The sequence below is a fragment of the Magnetococcus sp. PR-3 genome (assembly GCF_036689865.1).
GTDB lineage: Bacteria > Pseudomonadota > Magnetococcia > Magnetococcales > Magnetococcaceae > Magnetococcus.
Genome location: NZ_JBAHUQ010000011.1, coordinates 85951 through 102496 on the forward strand (window position 1 = coordinate 85951; position 16546 = coordinate 102496).

10 protein-coding genes are annotated in these 16546 nt (G+C 49.2%); 5 read left to right on the forward strand and 5 right to left on the reverse strand.

Annotation, left to right across the window (positions count from 1 at the left end):
* Window positions 1–384: 384 nt before the first annotated feature.
* The 5 genes from V5T57_RS08055 (at window position 385) to V5T57_RS08075 (ending at window position 6745) form a co-directional block, all read left to right on the forward strand.
* Window positions 385–1293 carry a LysR family transcriptional regulator gene (locus V5T57_RS08055; protein ID WP_332890677.1) on the forward strand — a complete coding sequence of 303 codons (909 nt, stop codon included), beginning with the start codon at window positions 385–387 and terminating at the stop codon, window positions 1291–1293.
* A gap of 378 nt (window positions 1294–1671) precedes the next feature.
* A complete protein-coding gene (locus tag V5T57_RS08060) occupies window positions 1672–2658 on the forward strand; it encodes a zinc-dependent alcohol dehydrogenase family protein (RefSeq protein WP_332890678.1) in 987 nt (328 codons plus the stop codon).
* 110 nt (window positions 2659–2768) lie between these two features.
* A complete protein-coding gene (locus V5T57_RS08065; RefSeq protein ID WP_332890679.1) occupies window positions 2769–3644 on the forward strand; it encodes a radical SAM protein in 876 nt (291 codons plus the stop codon).
* 43 nt (window positions 3645–3687) lie between these two features.
* Window positions 3688–4497: an SDR family NAD(P)-dependent oxidoreductase gene (locus tag V5T57_RS08070; protein ID WP_332890680.1), complete on the forward strand. Its 810-nt coding sequence runs from the start codon at window positions 3688–3690 to the stop codon at window positions 4495–4497.
* A gap of 58 nt (window positions 4498–4555) precedes the next feature.
* Complete coding sequence (locus V5T57_RS08075; RefSeq protein ID WP_332890681.1) at window positions 4556–6745, forward strand: FIST N-terminal domain-containing protein; 2190 nt, start codon at window positions 4556–4558, stop codon at window positions 6743–6745.
* Window positions 6746–7258: 513 nt separating this feature from the next.
* Here V5T57_RS08075 and V5T57_RS08080 read toward each other — a convergent pair.
* Genes V5T57_RS08080 through V5T57_RS08100 form a run of 5 tightly spaced genes read right to left on the reverse strand, consistent with a single transcriptional unit; the run spans window position 7259 to window position 16502 of the window.
* Window positions 7259–10306 carry a CHASE2 domain-containing protein gene (locus V5T57_RS08080; RefSeq protein ID WP_332890682.1) on the reverse strand — a complete coding sequence of 1016 codons (3048 nt, stop codon included), beginning with the start codon at window positions 10304–10306 and terminating at the stop codon, window positions 7259–7261.
* Window positions 10307–10315: 9 nt separating this feature from the next.
* A complete protein-coding gene (locus V5T57_RS08085) occupies window positions 10316–11146 on the reverse strand; it encodes a FecR family protein (RefSeq protein ID WP_332890683.1) in 831 nt (276 codons plus the stop codon).
* Entirely contained in the window at window positions 11133–12416 is a 1284-nt protein-coding gene (locus V5T57_RS08090) for a tetratricopeptide repeat protein (protein ID WP_332890684.1), read from the reverse strand. Before V5T57_RS08090 ends, V5T57_RS08085 begins: the two co-directional genes overlap by 14 nt.
* Window positions 12406–13533: a hybrid sensor histidine kinase/response regulator gene (locus tag V5T57_RS08095; protein ID WP_332890685.1), complete on the reverse strand. Its 1128-nt coding sequence runs from the start codon at window positions 13531–13533 to the stop codon at window positions 12406–12408. The genes V5T57_RS08090 and V5T57_RS08095 overlap by 11 nt, the downstream gene beginning before the upstream one ends.
* On the reverse strand, window positions 13530–16502 hold the full coding sequence (locus tag V5T57_RS08100) for a hybrid sensor histidine kinase/response regulator (protein ID WP_332890686.1): 2973 nt from the start codon (window positions 16500–16502) through the stop codon (window positions 13530–13532). Before V5T57_RS08100 ends, V5T57_RS08095 begins: the two co-directional genes overlap by 4 nt.
* Window positions 16503–16546: the final 44 nt, after the last annotated feature.

Consider the following 16546-nt stretch of genomic DNA (forward strand, 5'->3'; position numbering starts at 1 on the left):
CGAGATGGGGTTGCGTTAAGAGTTGTCAAAACAGTGTGTGAGGGCATCCCGTAAGTGCCTCAGATGCTTGTAGATGAATGGCATCAACGGTTATGTAGGTGTGGATGGATGGTTTTTTCCCTTTTTATTTCAATTTCATATGTCGACCTTATCGGCCAAAGATCCATAACAGGTACATGAAACACGCTAGGGTATAGGTGTTGAGTTGGCATGATCTCTAAGGGGGCGCAGTCAGGTCACGCTGTTCATCGTTTTTATACGCACCGTATTCTTTGGCCCTTCAATCTCGGGCTAATAAAATCTGTTTTCTACCGTTTAAGACATGAAATCCGCTAAAATAGGGCCTGTTGCACCGCCCTTTTTCCTGTTTTGGATATAATGCACATGGATATTGAAGGAATACGCCTCTTTGTTATGGCTGCTGATCGGCTCAATATCAGCGCAGCTGGGCGTCAGCTTGGGTTAGCGCCAGCTGTGGCTAGTGCCCGCCTTGCAAAGCTGGAAACACAGCTTGGGGCTGATCTATTGCATCGCTCTACCCGAAAGGTCTCTCTCTCATTGGAGGGGGCTGAATTTCTTCCTTATGCCCGGGAAATTTTGGCACAGGAGGAAGCGGCACGAGCCGCTTTAGGCTATGGTCGTACTGAGGTTTCTGGGACTTTACGCTTTGCGGCGTCCAGTACCTTTGCGCAGCGGTTTATTGCGCCCATTCTGCCGGAGTTTCTGGAACGCTATCCGGGCATAAATTTGCAGCTTAACCTCTCCGATACCCCCATGAATCTTATTGAAGGTGGATTTGATTTGGCTTTGCGCAATTACGCCATTGAAGATAGCAGCCTTAGGGCCAGAAAGCTGGCTGACGATAAGCGTATTCTCTGTGCATCCCCCAACTATTTGGCCCGGTATGGAACCCCCGAAACCCCTGATGACCTTAGGACACATCAATTGTTGATTTTTATGGGTGGGCCTGGCAGAAAGCTTTCTGCTCATGATGATCGACCGGTTAGTATGTTCCCTCCTAACGGGGCTGAACAACGGGTGATCTGTGATGATGGTGCCAATATGAGGGAGGCAACCAAAGCGGGAGTTGGTATTTCAATGAACGCGTATTGGAGTGTGTATAAAGAGATTCAAGAGGGTTCTTTGGTGCGGGTATTGCCGGATTATAAAATTGAGGATCAATCCGCCATTTGGTTGGTCTATCCCAAGTCGAATGTCTTAACCGCCAAAGTTCGGGTTTTAATTGATTTTCTTTTAGAAAAAATAGGCAGTCCTCCCGTGTGGGAACAATAGCTTACTCGGTGAACCTGCCAATAACGGGTCATCTATGTGTGGGAACAATAGCTCACTCGGTGAACCTGCCAATAACGGGTCATCTTCTCTATTTATACTCTTTTTGATGCCCTTGGCGCTGAGAAAAGAAACTGTGCCAGAGCACCGTATCTTTAGGGACTTGTGGCTGTTGTTTAATCTCTTTATGACTTCGTGTCTCTCTAATCACCCCTTTAAAGCATGAGCTGACAGGCATAAGGATCAGGCTGGCAGATCTTAATGATCTGTTCTTATATTATATGCAAAAACAATATACTGAAATCTAAAATACGGTGTTTTTATATATTTAGAATATGGTTATCGTAAAGGGCATTCAATATCCCGCTTAGGAGAAGCCCAATGAAGGCCATGATCCTTACTGAATATGGTGAAAACGCTGTATTTCAATCCTCTGAGTTAGCCCATCCGACCGTGATCAACGGACATGTTGTGGTGCGTGTTGCTGCCACCAGTGTCAATACCGTTGATACGATGATTCATCAAATGGGTAAGGCGCTCCCTCTCTCCCCCGCATTACCCGCCGTACTGGGTATGGACTTCGCAGGTACGGTAGAAGCGGTTGGCGCGGATGTTACTGGCTTTGCTGTGGGGGATGAAGTTTATGGGTGTGCAGGGGGGCTGGCGGCGTTACAGGGGGCGCTGGCAGAGTTCATGTTGGCAGATGCCAAGCTCATTGCACACAAACCCAAAGCACAATCTATGCGTGAAGCCGCCGCGTTGCCTCTGGTTGCGATTACTGCCTATGAGGGGCTGCTCAGAGCCCAAGTGAGTGCGGGACAAAAGGTTTTGGTTCATGGCGGTGTGGGTGGGGTTGGGCATGTGGCTGTACAGTTGGCCAAACAGATGGGGGCTGATGTCTATGCCACAGTATCCGGTGAAAAATCCATACAAATGGTTGAACAGTATGGGGCCACGGGTATCGATTATCGTACAGAACAAGTGGCGGACTATGTGGCCAAGCATACCAATGGAGCCGGTTTTGATGTGATTTTTGACTCTGTTGGTGGGGTTAATATGCGCAACTCGTTTGAGGCTGCAGCTCTCAATGGGCATGTGGCGACCACCGTTTCTCTTGTTGAACTGGATCTAACACCGGCTCATTTTAAAGGGCTGTCAATACATGTGATTTTTATGCTTATTCCGATGTTGTACAACCATAAACGAGAAGAACATGGCGCCATTTTGGCCAAGCTTGCACAGATCGCAGATGCCGGTGCTCTTAAGCCATTGCTGGATGAAAAGTCGTTTAAATTGGATGAGGTCGGGCAAGCGTATCAACGGCTGACCAGTGGGCAAGCCATGGGTAAAGTTGTGGTAGAGGTTTAGTTGCCTAGGCATCTTATTTAGGCCGCTTGGCGAAGGGACTGTTGGAGAATCGAAACGTACCTTAGGGGGGATATGTCTTGACCACCCCTGTGGTGCAGCAGGAGAGAACAATGAGATATGAAGGTAAAATCTACCGTCCTTGGATGGAGTCTGAAAGTTTACTCATTCAGGTCACCACAGGGTGTTCCAATAATAACTGCACCTTCTGCACCATGTTCAAAGATAAGAGCTTTGGGAAGCGTTCCATTGAGGAGATCTTTATCGATATCGATAGGGCACGCCGTTTTTATGGTCCGGTAGAGTCGATTTTTTTAATCGATGGTAATGTCATGGCTTTAAAGACTGAATTTTTGTTGAAGATTATCACAAAAATTCATGCAGTTTTTCCTGAGCTTAAGAATCTTTCCCTCTATGGTGAACTGAATGATCTACGCCGAAAAACGGTCGAGGATCTTAAAGCTTTAAAAAAAGCAGGGCTCTCCATGGTTTATGCGGGGCTTGAGTCTGGTGATGCCGTGGTATTGCAGAACATTAAAAAACGCATGACCCCCGAACAGGCTTTGGCGGGTATGGCGCATGCCAAGGCTGCGGGTATTGATGTGCTGGTCTCCATTATCTTTGGCTTAGGGGGCCGAACACGCTCAAACGCACATATTGTGGAGACGACTAAGTTGCTTAACCTCATGGAACCTGAGCAGATTGCACCAATGGCTCTTGCTGTACAGCCCGATAGTGAACTGGAACAAGAGATCCATGCCGGCCAGTTCATTCTGCCTACCCCTGCTCAGGTGCTGGCGGAGGAAAAATATCTTCTGGAAAATCTAGGTGACTTTGATACCTACTATTGGGGGGACCATGGCAATAATCTGGTGCCGCATAAAGGTAGGTTTCCGGCCTTAAAGGAGACATTTCTAACCCAGATCACGCATGCCATGGTTCACCATCCCGCGGCCAAACAAGATGAACTGGTCACTTATGCTTGGTAACCGTGTTAATAGAACACAAACTTGATAGCTCTGGAGTATGGCCATGGTTAAGACCATTTTAATAACAGGATCCACCGACGGCATTGGTTTAGAGACCGCTAAGGCGCTGGTTGCTTTGGGGCATACCGTATGGATACACGGGCGTAGTCAAGCTAAGTTGGTGGCCGCACAGGCGCAACTGTTAAAGATTCCCAACGCAGGGGTCGTTAAGACTTTTAAGGCGGATTTATCCATCGCTTCCGAGGTTGATGCGCTGGCTGATCATGTTGTAGCCCAACAGAGCAAACTTGATGTGCTGATCAACAATGCTGGGGTTTTTAAGGTGCCCCAGCCTAAAACCGAAGGGGCATTAGATGTTCGCTTTGCTGTTAATACCCTGGCCCCCTTTCAATTAACCAAACGGCTGTTATCACATATGGCCTCAAATGGCCGTGTGGTTAACCTCTCTTCAGCGGCACAAGCAGCGGTGGATTTGAAGGCGCTGGAGGGCAAGGTTTGGTTGGACGATAATCAAGCTTATGCACAAAGTAAGCTTGCTCTGACCATGTGGTCATTTCACCTTGCGCAAACCTTGGCAGCAACCGGTCCCTCTATTCTTGCGGTCAACCCGGCATCATTTTTGGGGAGTAAGATGGTGAAAGAGGCTTATGGTGTTGCGGGTAATGATCTACAGATCGGGGTTGATATCCTGGTCCGTGCTTCACTGAGTGATGCGTTTGCCAACGTCTCTGGTCGGTATTATGATAATGATGCACAACAGTTTGCTGAACCTCATCCCGATGCTTTGAATACTCAAAAAAATGCACAAGTTGTTCACGTTATTGAGACATTGCTCGCCTCAAAAAAAGGGTGATGTTCACTTTGATTGGAATAGAGGTCGTTGCGTACCTAATTAAGTCGGAGATGCCTACATGTTTTTTGCCATCGTCGTGCATAGTCGGGGTGTAAATGCTCATGCTGTTAAGAATGAACTGCTCCGTGAAGCGATGGAAAAACTGGATGGGCAGATCCCAAATGGCGGGCTTTTATTTGCTTCACATACCTATGAACATGCCATCATTTTAGAAAGCCTCATCCAAACTTGGCCGGACTTAGCACTGATCGGTTGTACCACAGATGGTGAGCTATCCTCTCCGGCGGGGTTTAGTGAAGATGCTGCCACCCTCATGTTATTTGTGTCTGACGAAGTGGAGATAACAGCAGGGGTGGGCCAGCAGGTAAGTGAGGATATTACGGATACCTGCCAAAAAGCGATGGCGCAAGCCCGTTCACAAACAGATCTGGAGACCGCCTTTTGTATTACCACGCCTGAGAGCCTGACAGCCAATGGCACGGAGGTTTTTGAAGCGTTAAAAGCTTCTTTAGGTGAGGGCGTGCCCATGGTTGGTGGGCTCTCTGGGGATGATTGGCTCTTTCAGGGAACCAAACAGTTTTTTGGTCAAAAGGTCTACAGCAATGCTGTGCCTGTTCTGCTTTTTTCTGGTCCTTTGATGATCTCCTATGCTGTTGAAACAGGTTGGAAGCCCATGGGTGAGCCCGGGGTTGTCACCCGCTCCCAAGGTACGGTGGTGGAGGAGATTGACCACCGGCCAGCCATTGAATATTACCAACGCCATTTTGGCCAAGAGAGTACGCCTAATAGCCTGTTCCCTTTAGCTTTGATGGATGAAGGCAAACATATTCAAGCACTACGGGTTACCATGGGTGTTGTTGAGGATAAAGGGGCCATTACTTTTCTTGGCGATGTACCTCAAGGTAGTACCGTTCAATTTACGGTGACCGAACGCCCTGCCATTTTGGAAGGAGCACGGCGTTCTGTTAAACAAGCCATGGCCCGATATCCCGATGATCACACACCTCAAGCCGCTTTGATCTTCTCCTGTGCCATGCGTAAATGCCTGTTAGGAACAACGGTGGCGGAGGAGGCCCGTATCATAGAAGAGGAGCTGCCAGGGATCCCTTATGGCGGGTTTTATGGCTATGGTGAAATCGGTCCGCTCTGTCACGATGGTAAGCCCCTCAATAGTTACCACAACCAAACCTTTGTGACGTTGTTAATGGGTAGCCCAACTCACCGTTTTACCGAATCCACTGTGGATCCAACAACTGCGTTAGATACGGGGGGGACGCACGATGCCCAGGCCACCCTACACCTGCTTGAACGCCGTTTAACCCGCAGTGAGCGTAGCCGTGCGCTGATGGAAACCATGAAGGATAGTGGAGACAGACTCTACGAAACGGTTATTCAAAACCTTAAAAAGACCACGCAGGAACTGGATGCACGCAATGCCCAACTGCAGGGGCTATCGACCAAGCTGGCCAAGTATCTATCGCCGCAGGTGGTGGAATCTATTCTCAGTGGGGATAAAGAGGTTCGCATTACCACAGAGCGTAAAAAACTGACGCTCTTCTTCTCGGATATCAAAGACTTCACAGCCACTACGGACAATATGGAGCCAGAGGATCTAACCTTTTTGATCAACGACTACTTTACCGAAATGTCGGCCATTGCCTTAAGCTACGGTGCGACCATCGATAAGTTTATTGGTGATGCGATGTTGATCTTTTTTGGTGATCCCGCAACCCGTGGGGTTAAAGAGGATGCTCTAGCGTGTGTACAGATGGCTATGGCCATGCAACGACATATGAAATCTCTACAAGCTAAGTGGAACGATATGGGCTATACCCGCCCATTTCAGATGCGTATTGGTATTAATACCGGTTTTTGCAATGTGGGAAACTTTGGTAGTGAACAGCGTATGGATTATACCATTATTGGTGGTGCTGTAAATTTGGCGGCACGTCTGGAAGGGGTGGCTGAACCTGATGGTATTACACTCTCTTCTGAAACCTATAATCTGGTGCGTAACCATGTGCAAGCGGTGGCCTCGGCACCGATCTCTGTTAAAGGCATACAGCGTTCCATTACACCTTATAAGGTCACCAATATGGCGGATCGGTTGGATGTCGTACATGCAACGACCCTGCATGTGGATCAGGATGGTGCGCAGATTCGATTGGATATGGAGAAAATAAAAGATAAGGCAGGGGTTGTCGAACAGCTTGAGTCGGTGCTCGCACGATTAAAGGCAGCCCCTTGAAGCCTATTGATATCAATCGCTTTTTTACAGGTTTAATCCATGTGCTCAGGTGGGCGGCGGGCGGTGTGACCCCTCTATATGAGCTTGGGTGGAGAGTTCGAACGAGAGTGACTGGCGTTGATCTCAGCAAGCTGAGTCCGGCTCGTCTTTTACATGAGTGCGATAGGTGACCTTTAAGGGGAACCCGCTTTTGGATAGCTGGTGGCTGTTTGTTAAACGCAGCCCGTAGGATCTGGAACGTTGCTATGCCAGTACCTGGGCCTTGTGTGAGGTATTGAAGGATTAGATCTCGCCATCGGGTATCCATGGGGGCTATTGCATAGGTTAGGTCGGGTGGGTTTTTTTATGCACGCTGATACAGGGCTCTCAGCTCCGGGCCACGGAATGATGGTATGAAAAACGGTTGCTCTCTCTTAAACAGCCACATGGTTTTTTAAAATATTGGCAGAGTGGTATTAAGGGACAGGGGCTTATGGGTGAGCTGTTGCTCTTCAATCGGTTTGAGGGGGTGGTTTACAAGGTCTGTTCCAACTGATCCAACAGCTCTAGTGCCTGTTCAAACTCAAACAGGTCAATCTGCTCCTGGAGCTGTTTGACCAAAGGCTGATGCTGGCTGCCACATGCTTGAAGTAGGGGAGGGAGCAGGTTTTCAGCTTCTGGGTTAGATTCTAAAAGGAGTTTACGTAGCTCAACCAGCAACGGTTTAACGGTGCCAAGGTCTGTTTTAGTTGGGGCTGGTGAGGTTGGTTGCGTGGTGAGTATGGGTTCAATTTGTGTACACAGCTGGTTTAGGTGACGCTGCAGGGTTGCATGATCGACCTCCAGGCCCCTGTTCTGTTTGAAAAGCCCCTCTAAACGGCCTGACTCCTGTGATAGTGCGGTGGCTGAAAGGTTGGCAGCGGTACCTTTTAGGCTATGTACCAAGGCCTCAGCCTGTTGCCAAGCTTGTTCCGCCAGCAACACCTGTAAACGCGCTGCATCATCATGATGATCCTGATAAAAAATGCGCAACAGTTGACGTAGACGAAGTTGACTGCCCTGTACCCGTGCAAGGGCGATGGGAAGGTTGATGCTCTCCAATGCAAGTAAATCAGCATCCAAAGGTTCTTCTGACTTGGTCGTTGTCGGTGGTTCATCCACTCGCACGCAAGGTAGCCATTTAGCCAGAGTTTCAAAGAGCAAATGTGGGGTGACAGGCTTACTTAGGTGGTCGTTCATCCCCGAGAGCAGGCACATATCCCGCTCTTGTGCCATGGCTTGACCTGTCATCGCGATGATGGGTAGGTTTTTCCACCTAGTTTGCTGGCGAATGTAGCGGGTGGTTTCATGACCATCCATGACCGGCATTTGAACATCCAAAAGTACCGCATGATAATCCCCATGCTGTAGGGCATCCAGCGCTTGTTGGCCATTTTCAACCAGGGTTGGGTGAACACCTACGCTGCGCAGTAGCTCCTCCACCAATAAACGGTTGGTTTTGTTATCCTCGGCAACCAAAATTGGGGTTTGATTAAATCGGGGTGTTGGACGTTTGCGTTCTGGTTCGGCAAAACGGTTCAGCTCATCCATGGAGGGGAGGGGAAAACCGATGGTAAAACTAAAACAGGTGCCCTGACTCGGCTGGCTCTCGACATCAATTTTTCCCCCCATCATCTCAACCAGCCGCTGACTGATGGTCAACCCCAACCCCGTACCCCCATATTTTCGGCTGGTCTCTTTTTCTGCTTGAACAAAAGCCTGAAACAGACGGGCTAACTGGGATTTGGTCAGGCCAATACCACTATCCTTCACTTTGAACTCAAGGCTTACCTGTTCACCTGGGTGTGTGGAAACCTGCTCAATCTGTACATGAATGCCCCCCTCATGGGTAAACTTAATGGCGTTGCTTAATAAGTTACCCAACACCTGTTCAAGGCGTAAGGGATCACCCATCAGCAGATCAGGCATCTGCTCATCCAGATGGGTGTTGAAATGCAAGTTTTTTTCAGTGGCCCGTACCATGTAAAGGCTTGATATGCGCTCCATAAGGCTTTGAATAGAAAAGGGCTCCAGGTCAATGCTGAAATGCCCTGCATCCATCTTAGCCAAGTCTAGAGATTGATTGATAATGCTCAGAAGAGCACGGGATGAGTCCTCAATACGGGATAAATATTCCCGTTGTTGAACATCCAGATCGGTATTAAGGGTGAGGTGGGTAAGGCCAATAATGGGGTTTAGTGGGGTACGGATTTCATGGTTGATATGGGCCCAAAAGACATTACGGTCCTCCAACTGTCGCCGTTGCCGCTCCAGCTTTAACAGATGAAACCCCACATGCACCAGGGTGAGCAGCATCATGCACAGCATGGGGTAGAGGGGGTCAACCATCCAACCTTTGTTCTGAAAAAGAGTAAGGCTTAGTATTGGGGTTAAGAGTAGGGCTAGCATAACCCACAGCAGCAGCTTTTTTTTAGGGTGTGGGTAGCTCCAGCGCCATAACCCCATGGCAAAGATGAGTAAAATAATTGTGACGGCTAGGTTGTCCCACCATGGGCGGGTTAAGCTGTGTTCCAGAACCATCTGTTCCAGTAGCTGTTCATGAACCTCCACCCCAGGTACCACTTCCCCCAAAGGGGTGTGGGAACGGTCTGCCAAGCCCGGTGCGGTTGCCCCAACAAAAATCCAGTGGTCTTTGATAAATTTGGTATCAATACCGCTTTGCAGGACTTGCTGGGCCGAAATATAGCGATTCGGGTCCAGAGGCCTAAAGTGTAGCCACACGGAACCATCGGCTGCCGTTGGCAGATAGAGTGGACCCAGCTGTAGGTGCGTTAACCCCTTTTCATGACCATGGAGTAAAATATTCTCACGGCCTGCCCAAATACGCAGCATCTCCAGGCTTAAGGCCGGGTGTAGGTTCTCACCTTGGCGGAAGAGAAGATTAACCCGGCGCAGTACGCCATCAGACGCAAGTTTGGGTTGCGCAATAACGCCCGTGCCTTGCGCGGTTGCTTCCAGTATGGGGCGGTTGAGGATAAGGCTTGGAATGTGTGGTAAGGGTGTAATATTAACGGTGCCGATACGGGGAAAACGAGCTTTGCTACGAATGGGGGGGCTTGCTTCTCCGTGGGGAATACGCCCTAAAACCACAGGTAGTTTCTGGATCTGTTCTGCCAGTAAATCATCGTGAGTCGGCAACTGCTTTAGGGCCTGCAGCATGTCGTGATGATCGCTCCACTGGCCCATCAACTGCTCGGGTGAGGTGCGATCCGGTTCGGCCAGTACCATGTCAAATACAACGCCTTTAGCGCCCATTTGATGAAGTTGGGAAACCAATGTTGCCAAGGTTTTACGAGACCAGGGCCACTGTCCATAGGTATTCAGGCTTGCTTCGTCAATGGCCACAATACGTATGGGCAGCTGGGGGACAGCAGGACGTGGAAACAGTTGTTGCATGCGGTCCATACTGAATAGCTGTAGGCTCTGTATGGGAGACAAATCCAGAAACAGACCCAGTAGCAATACGATCCCTACAATCAGCAGGCGTAGCCCAACAGCCATATGTGTGTATGGACGTTTCATTGTAAGTATTTAACCACCGCCGCCACCACCACCGCCACCGCCGCCACCACCACCGCCACCGCCGCCGCCGCCGTCATCACCGCCACCGGGCCCGACGTCAGGACCAAACAGTTTGAGGATAGAAGGATCCAGGTCTTGAACATCCGATGGGGTTTTTATGGAGTCACTGATTTTGGTATTCATTTCATCTTTCTGTTCATGAATACCATGACGAAACAGTTCCACTTGGTCACTAAAGCCGCGTGCTTTATCCGGCTGCAGTATCTGATCGCTTAAGCGTGGCAAAAGATTCGCCCCGACAACCGTGGCATTCTGTCCGGCCCGCAGAAGTAAACTACCTGCCTGGTTGGTCACGGAAACAAGACCTGAGAGCACGCTGACATCCAGTTTTTTATTCAAGCGGGCCGCAAAGTCCGTACCTCGCACCCCTAAGATTGCCAGCGTTGTCTCCAGCTTGAACCGCTCGGCACGATGTTTAGGGATCTCTCCCGTCAAAACCCTTACTCCTCCCTTAAGAAGCTTTAAGAACACTTGGTCTTTGCTGCGGCTGCGGCCAAATAGATAGTGATCAATGGCAAAGCGGGTGTCAGGCTCTAAAGTAATGAGGGTGCCATCACTAAAGCGGATCTGTGCCCGAGCTTTTTTGCCCGTCACAATGGTTTCTCCACTTGTTAATTTAGAGCCACGCTCCAAGGGACGTGGTTTGCCGTTGCTAACCATGGCAACAACCTGACCGCGACTGATGAGCACCTGGGCAGCTTCCTCGGCGGCATGGACCAGAGTGGGAAGCAGCAGTAAGATGGTAATGACGATTAACGATCTGAGGTCAGGGCATTTCATGGTCAAAGTACCAGCGGCTGAGGATGGAAAGGACCATCCGATCATAGTCAAACACATCTTGATTGGAGGTGTTTTTGGTATACTGCCCAGCTAAAAAGAGCTCCCAGTCTGGTTTGGCCCGCCAGCCCAGAGCGAGGGAAAAGTTGATCTGGCTGTCTCGTTGATCATCATAATAGAGCGGCATCATTTCATGATGCCAGCGGTATTCATAGCCCAGGCTCCCCTGCACAGTCAGGGTGTCGTCTAGGGGGTGTGTTCTTTCCAGTGTTACACCTGCACCATCATAGGCTAGGTAAGCATTGGTGGTGGTGACATCAAGATCCACCCCAACAACGCGCTTTCTACGTAAACGGGCCGTTATACTGGTAGAGCTCGGGCGTATACCTGGCTGCTGGTGATGGTGTTGTACCGTCAGCTGTTGATCCACCCCATTAAGATCAGGGTCGTTGGGGTGATCGTGGCGTAGAACCTGGTAGCTCAAGGTTATGGATCGTTGAGGCTTTGGTCGGTAGCGATACGAGGCGATGCCCCCATAGCTAGACCGGTAGTTCTCACCACCCAGGCGCCATAGGTTGGCAAGCCCCACAAACCCCACTTGATCGCGCTTTAGGTTATGCAGAACACCCACCCTTAGTGTGCCCGTAGCTTCCCTTAAATCATCTCGGTCCAGCTGTCGTTTGATATCCAGTTCCGCACTGCCGATGATCTGCCATGGACCGGGTAGATCATGGGATAAACCAACCACCATGCCCATTAAGGTGAAGGGATCACTTTCACGGCTTAGGCTGTCTAGATCAAAGGATCCTAAATGATCAATGGTGGGAAAAAGCATACTGTGTGCATCTGGACCTTGGCTAACGTTACCATCATAGCCCATGCCCAACCGTACAAACCCTTTTAAGCGGGTTTGGGCGATAGCATTCTCGCCACGTAATGCACTTTCAGCCATCTTTTTTTGGATTGTCTGGGTAGCTGCTAGGGCTTCACCATGGTTAGGATCGGCAATTAAAACCCGCTCCATCGCAAAACTGGCGCGTTCCCACTTGTGCATGCGCATGAGTACACGGCCAAGGAGCAGGTCGTAAGCTAGAACGCCGCCCCATTCAGGCTCAAGCGGTTCGAGCACCAAAAAAGCTTTTTCGACCTCTCCAGCATCAAAGAGATGCTTCCCCTCCAGCCAAGCCGTCTGTTCAGCTTGTACCGAAGTGGTGATGAGAAGCGCCCCTATAAAATAGGGGATAAAGCTTCTAAGGAGCTGGTTAGCCTGCATCACCAAATTCCTCTCTCTGTGCGTGAGGCTTTTGTTGATCAGAAAACCGTAAGGTAATGGTAGTCCCCTCTTTTTCAGAGGAGTGCATGTGGATCTGACCACCCAGAGTTTGGGCAATTAGCTTCGCCGAGTAGGTTCCTAAACCGGTGCCTTCAGATTTACCCATGCTTACGTACTTATCAAAAAAACGGGCCTGAATAGCCGCTGGAACAACGGCGGGGTTATGTATCCGAATCGTCGGCTCAGGCTCCATGGCGAGGATAAGGGTCACGATCTCTCCATCTGGTTGGGCCTCGTGCGCATTTTTGATCAGGTTTGCCAACATGGAATAGAAGAGTAACTCTTCTCCAATAATGTGAAAAAGAGGGTAAGGGGCCTGTTCAACCCCTTGTACAACAAGAGAGGCTGAAGTTTGTTGCAGTTCATCAAGTATCCGTTCGATAATCCGTACCACATTGACCGGTTCTGGCTTTAACCGATAGTTTCCCTGTTCCATTTGCAGCATGTCTAAAGAGCGGTTAATCATCTCCAACATTTTATAACCAGCCCGCTCTTGCAAGCGTATCATCTCTTTATCATCGTCACAGATGCTTGGTTCATCCAGAAGATAATCGGTTACCCCTAAAATACCATGAAGAGGGGTTTTAAGATCGTGTCGGGTAATACGGTCAATGCTCTCTCGCATATCCAACATTTTTTCTAGTTCAGCATTACGTTCTGCCAAGCTCTCTCGGGCATGTTTTAAACCCAGGTGGGTGTTAACCCTAGCTAGGGTGATGGAAGGGTTCACAGGTTTAGTAATGTAGTCGACAGCCCCCAAAGCCAGCCCCCGCTTTTCATCCTCTTCCTGGGTTAAGGTCGTGATGAAAATAATCGGAATATCTTGGGTTTCAAGGTCGCTTTTCAGATGGCGGCAAACCTCATATCCATCCATCTCTGGCATTTGAATATCTAGTAGAATCATATCCGGCTTAGGTATGGTCTTGGCACGTTCCAATGCCTGTTGACCACTTAAGGCAACCTTCACCCGGTGTTCCTGTTTAAGAATGTCGTTCAAAACGTTAATGTTCAGTCGTTCATCATCAACAACCATTATGACCGATTGCATATCACTCATGGTTCACTTCCAACTTGTATGCCGATGGATTGTGCCAGCTGGTTTAAGGTTTGTCGTGCCTGTTCAAAATCATATGCGTCCACCTGTTCACACAGTTGTTCCATACTCTCCTGGTGAGGTGTACCAACCATTTGTAGAAGGGGAGGCAGTTGATCCATGGCCTTTGGTGAGGCCTCCCTGATCAGTCTCATCAGCTTGGTGATGGCGCTTTGTAGCTGAGTTGAGGTAAAAGGCTCAGCCAAGGTGGGGTCAAAGCGCTCTGTGGTGATACCTTTTAAGCCCTGCATAACACAGGTATGAGCCTCTGCCAGTCGTGCCAGGGTTGAGGCCTCTGGTTTTTGTTCAACCATGGCTGCTGCCCTGGATAACGTTTCAGCCCCAAGGTTGGCGGCGGTTCCCTTAAGGGCGTGAGCCAATTTACGTAAAGATGCCTGATCCCCCTGTTGATTGTATTTTTGCAGTTTTATCATATCTCCTTGATGATCCGTATAAAATTCAACTAAAAGCTTGTGGTAAAGTGCATGGTTCCCCCGAATGCGTGAGAGACCAGCTGTATGATTAATACCTGGGAATAGGTCTGTGCTGTTCTCTAAAGGCGAGGCGGAGCCCTCCATGGCAGGCGAGGGGGGATGTTGTAGCCAACGGCCAATGGTTTGGTAGAGTCGTTGGGGCTCAACCGGTTTGGGAATATGGTCATTCATGCCTTCGGCTAAGCAGCGCTCTTGATCACCAGCCATCGCATGGGCCGTCATGGCGATAATGGGGAGGTTGGAGAGGTGTTCTAAAGCTCGGATATGACGTGTGGTTTGATAACCATCCATAACCGGCATTTGAATATCCATTAACACCAAATCAAAGTGGCTTTGGGCCAGTAGATCCAATGCCGCCTGACCATGACTTGCCACGGTTACGTTTAGCTCAGCCTGCTCCAATAATTCCACAGCCACCTGTTGATTAATGGGGTTGTCCTCAACCAATAAAATGTGTGCAGAGGGTAAGGGCGCAGGGGTCCATACCGTCTCTTTAAGGGAAGCTTGGACCTCCAAGGCGGGCGACAAGGGTCTAAAACTGAGTGTGCAGTCAAACTCAGTCCCTTTGCCCAGGGTACTGGTCACAGAGATTTGCCCCCCCATTTGGGCGACCAAACGTTGGCAGATGGAGAGCCCTAAGCCACTGCCCCCATACTTGCGTGAGGTGGAGGCATCGGCTTGAGAGAAGGCCTCAAACAGTTCTCCGACTTTTTGTGGTTCAATACCGATCCCGCTGTCGCGTACCAAAAAACGTAGAGTAACCTGGCTGTCTGTTTGATCGTGCAGCTGAACCTCGATCCGCACCCAGCCTGTTTCGGTAAACTTAATGGCATTTCCGATCAGGTTAATCAGTATCTGCTTCAGGCGTAGCGGGTCTCCCATTAGTTTTTGAGGGAGTGTGTGGGGTACGTTCATACGATAGCTCAACTGTTTAGCTTGAGCTTTTTCAGCAAAAAAGGTGGCGAGCTCATGCATCACTGCATGCAGGCTAAAAGGGACCGATTCAATCTCTAGCTTGCCAGCTTCAATTTTTGAGAAATCCAGAACATTATTTACAATTTCAAGAAGGTAGTTCGTAGAGGTGTGAATGTTGGCAACATACTCTTTTTGTTGTGGGTTGAGCTGGGTTTTTTGAATGAGGTGTGACATCCCCATAATACCATTGATGGGGGTTCGAATTTCGTGGCTCATGGTGGCAATAAAGCGGCTTTTAGCGTCGTTGGCTTGGTCGGCAATCTGTTTGGCGTGTTGTAGATCTTGCGTACGTGCCATCACTTCATCTTTAAGCTTACTCTTGCTTTGCTTTAAGCTTTGCTGCTCCCTGTGTATGGCCTGTTCCTGTTGTTGCCGTAGTAGGTTGATGTGGTCTGCCAGGGCCAAAGAGAAAAAAGCCGCTTCAAACCATAAACCGATACGCCCTGCCCAGGTTGAAAGCAGCATGGACTCTGAAATACCTAACCACCACATTAATGTGGGAGAGTAGCAAAAGGCAGCGATAACCCAGGCGACCGTATAAAACCGAGCACGGCGTTTACCTTGGCGCCAAACCCACATGCCGATAAAGGGTAGAATAATGATAAAAACACCCATACTAAGAAGCAGCTTAATGGCGAGAATCTTATTGCCTAAAAGCATAATGCACGGTGCGGCAAAGGTGTAGATCATCGCGGCTTTTAAAAGCCAATCTGCCCGGGGTAGGTGTTGAGAGGTATTAAGAAAACTCCGACTAAATTGGATGATGGACATGAACATAATGCTCATGCTTATCACGGTTAAACTATTGGTTAAAAATGGGGAGTCGTTATAGAGATAACGATGCCCGATCCCCATCATGATTAAGCTGGAGATCAGAAGTGTCACCACATAGGCCACATACCATAAATACTCAGTTAGACGTGTGGCAAAAAAGATAAACAGGTTATACACAGCCATAAAGATCAAGCCACCAAAGAAAAATCCCTTTAACAGGCCGTGTTCTTCATTGGCTTCATAATAGCTCTGTATGGACCAGGCACGGAGTTGGGCGTCAATCATACCCCCATCGACATGCTGCATACGTAAATAGAGCAGCTGGTCACCGTGTGCTGGGGTGGTGATTGGAACCACATAGGATTCTGCAGCAATGGGACGGTTAGAAAAAGGACGTAGATCCCCAAGTTGTAAACCTGTGATCTGCCCCGATACGGTCTGTTGGTAAACGTCGAGATGATCGGTGTGATTATAGGGGGCATGCAACAACCAGGAAATGGCGTTCTCAGTTGGGTTTTTTACACGTAGTTGTATCCACCAAGAGGCTTTAGAAAAACCCATGGTGGTGTTTTTTTCGAGCAACGGTTTAAACTGATTTTGCCACTCTCCCGCATACAGGGTCTCAATGGTAACCTGATGATCCTGGTCTTTCAGCAAAAGCATATGGGTATAGAGATCTTGCCCCTGCAAAGATAAACTCAGATCGAGTGGCTGGGGCTCTGCCTGAGCAGTTG

What these genes read in the sequence shown, in the direction of transcription:
- V5T57_RS08090 (WP_332890684.1), bottom strand. Translation starts at nt 12,416, where the DNA reads ATGCAGGCTAACCAGCTCCTTAGAAGCTTTATCCCCTATTTTATAGGG.
- V5T57_RS08065 (WP_332890679.1), top strand. Translation starts at nt 2,769, where the DNA reads ATGAGATATGAAGGTAAAATCTACCGTCCTTGGATGGAGTCTGAAAGT.
- V5T57_RS08080 (WP_332890682.1), bottom strand. Translation starts at nt 10,306, where the DNA reads ATGAAACGTCCATACACACATATGGCTGTTGGGCTACGCCTGCTGATT.
- V5T57_RS08055 (WP_332890677.1), top strand. Translation starts at nt 385, where the DNA reads ATGGATATTGAAGGAATACGCCTCTTTGTTATGGCTGCTGATCGGCTC.
- V5T57_RS08085 (WP_332890683.1), bottom strand. Translation starts at nt 11,146, where the DNA reads ATGAAATGCCCTGACCTCAGATCGTTAATCGTCATTACCATCTTACTG.
- V5T57_RS08075 (WP_332890681.1), top strand. Translation starts at nt 4,556, where the DNA reads ATGTTTTTTGCCATCGTCGTGCATAGTCGGGGTGTAAATGCTCATGCT.
- V5T57_RS08095 (WP_332890685.1), bottom strand. Translation starts at nt 13,533, where the DNA reads ATGAGTGATATGCAATCGGTCATAATGGTTGTTGATGATGAACGACTG.
- V5T57_RS08070 (WP_332890680.1), top strand. Translation starts at nt 3,688, where the DNA reads ATGGTTAAGACCATTTTAATAACAGGATCCACCGACGGCATTGGTTTA.
- V5T57_RS08060 (WP_332890678.1), top strand. Translation starts at nt 1,672, where the DNA reads ATGAAGGCCATGATCCTTACTGAATATGGTGAAAACGCTGTATTTCAA.